The organism is Amnimonas aquatica (genome assembly GCF_002943415.1).
GTDB lineage: Bacteria > Pseudomonadota > Gammaproteobacteria > Pseudomonadales > Moraxellaceae > Perlucidibaca > Perlucidibaca aquatica_A.
In genome coordinates, this window is record NZ_PTQZ01000269.1 from 1 (window position 1) to 1,902 (window position 1,902).

At 70.3% G+C, this 1,902-nt stretch carries 1 protein-coding gene; it reads left to right on the forward strand.

The window, feature by feature from the left end; translation table 11 throughout:
• Positions 1-1,902 (forward strand): acetyl-CoA hydrolase/transferase C-terminal domain-containing protein (locus C5O18_RS08920; protein ID WP_105193246.1); only part of this gene is annotated, 1,902 nt, incomplete at both ends.

The window sequence follows — 1,902 nt, forward strand, 5'->3', positions numbered from 1 at the left end:
CAGCCGAAGCCGGGCCTGGAAGAGACCTTCATGGCGCCGATCCTGGCACGCCTGTTCGGCGACTACCCGGAGCTGGACTACGTCGATGACCTGCGCCGGCAGCAGCTGCCCGCCAATATCTCGGTGAGTGAGTTCTTCCTCAAGTCCGGCGACTACCTGAAGAACGACACCGCGCAGCAGCAGTACATGGCCACGCACTACACGCACGCCGCGCGTGACATGCTGCTGCAGGGCGTCAACGTGGTGGCGCAGGCGGTGGCGGTGCGCGAGCGTGACGGCCGGCGCGAGTACTCGCTGTCCTGCAACCCGGACGTGACGCTGGACCTGCTGCCGCTGTTCGATGCCCTCGGCAGCCGCGTGTTCCGCATCCTCGTGGTCAACCGCGAACTGCCGTTCATGGAGAACGACGCCATCATCGATCAGGCGCGGGCCGATGCCATCGTCGACTGCCCGGAGGGCACGCACACCCTGTTCTGCGCCCCCAACACCGAGGTCGGGCTGGCCGACCACGCCATCGGCCTGCACGCGTCATCGCTGGTGCGCGACGGCGGCACGCTGCAGATCGGCATCGGCTCGCTGGGCGATGCCATCTGCCACGGACTGATCCTGCGCGACCGCCACAACGCCGACTACCAGGCGCTGCTCGCCGCGCTCGGCACGCAGCGCCGGCAGGACCAGCTCGGTCCCTTCCGCCGGGGCCTGTACGGCTGCAGCGAAATGTTCGTCAACGGCTTCATGAAGCTGATGCAGGCCGGCATCATCCGCCGCGCCGTGTATCCGCATGCCGGACTGCAGGAACTGCTCGACAGCGGCCGCCTCGGCGAGGCCGTGAGCCTGGACACGCTCGATGCCCTGCTCGCGCACGGCAGCCTGCGCCGCCACGTCGAGGCGGCCGACCTGGCGCTGCTGCAGCGGCTCGGCATTGTCCGCGACACGGTGACACTGGAGACCGGCGCGCCGGATGGCGACCAGCTGCTGTTCGCCGGCCACCGCGTGCCCGCGCGCCTCGACCATGACGCCACCCGCGCCGCGCTGGCCGCCGACGGCCTCGGCCAGCGCCTGCGCGGCGGCCACATCATGACCGGCGGCTTCTTCCTCGGCCCGCGCGACTTCTACCAGGCCCTGCGCGACCTCGACGACGACACCCGCGCGCGCATCAACATGACCGCCATCGGCTTCATCAACCAGCTCTACGGCCAGGAGGCGCTGGGCCGCGCGCAACGCCGCGATGCCAGTTTCATCAACACCTGCATGATGGTCACCCTGCTCGGCGCCGCCGTCTCCGACGGACTCGACAGCGGCCGCGTGGTCAGCGGCGTCGGCGGCCAGTACAACTTCGTCGCCATGTCGCACGCGCTGCCGGACGCGCAGTCCGTCCTCATGCTGCGCGCCAGCCGCCGCGGCGGCGACGGCGAGGTCAGCTCGAATATCGTCTGGCACTACGGCCACACCACCATTCCGCGCCACCTGCGCGATATCGTGATCACCGAGTACGGCATCGCCGACCTGCGCGGGCAGACCGACAGCGAAGTCATCAAGCGCCTGCTCGCCATCGCCGACTCGCGCTTCCAGGACGACCTGCTGGCGCAGGCGCGCGCCAACGGCAAGATCGACGCCGGCTGGCGCATTCCCGAGCACCAGCGCCGCAACCTGCCGGAAACGCTGGCGGAGCGGCTGCGACCGTTCCGCGCCCGCGACCTGCTGCCGGACTTTCCCTTCGGCACCGACCTGACGCCGGACGAGCTGGGCATCGCGAAAGTGCTGCGCCGCATGCAGACGCTGCAGCATGACAAGGTCGCCCTCGCCCGCGCGCTCTGGCAGGGGCGCGGCCGCGAGGCGCCGGCGGGCTGGCTGGCGCGCATGGGGCTGGAGCATCCGCAGGGCGTGCAGCAGACGTTGATG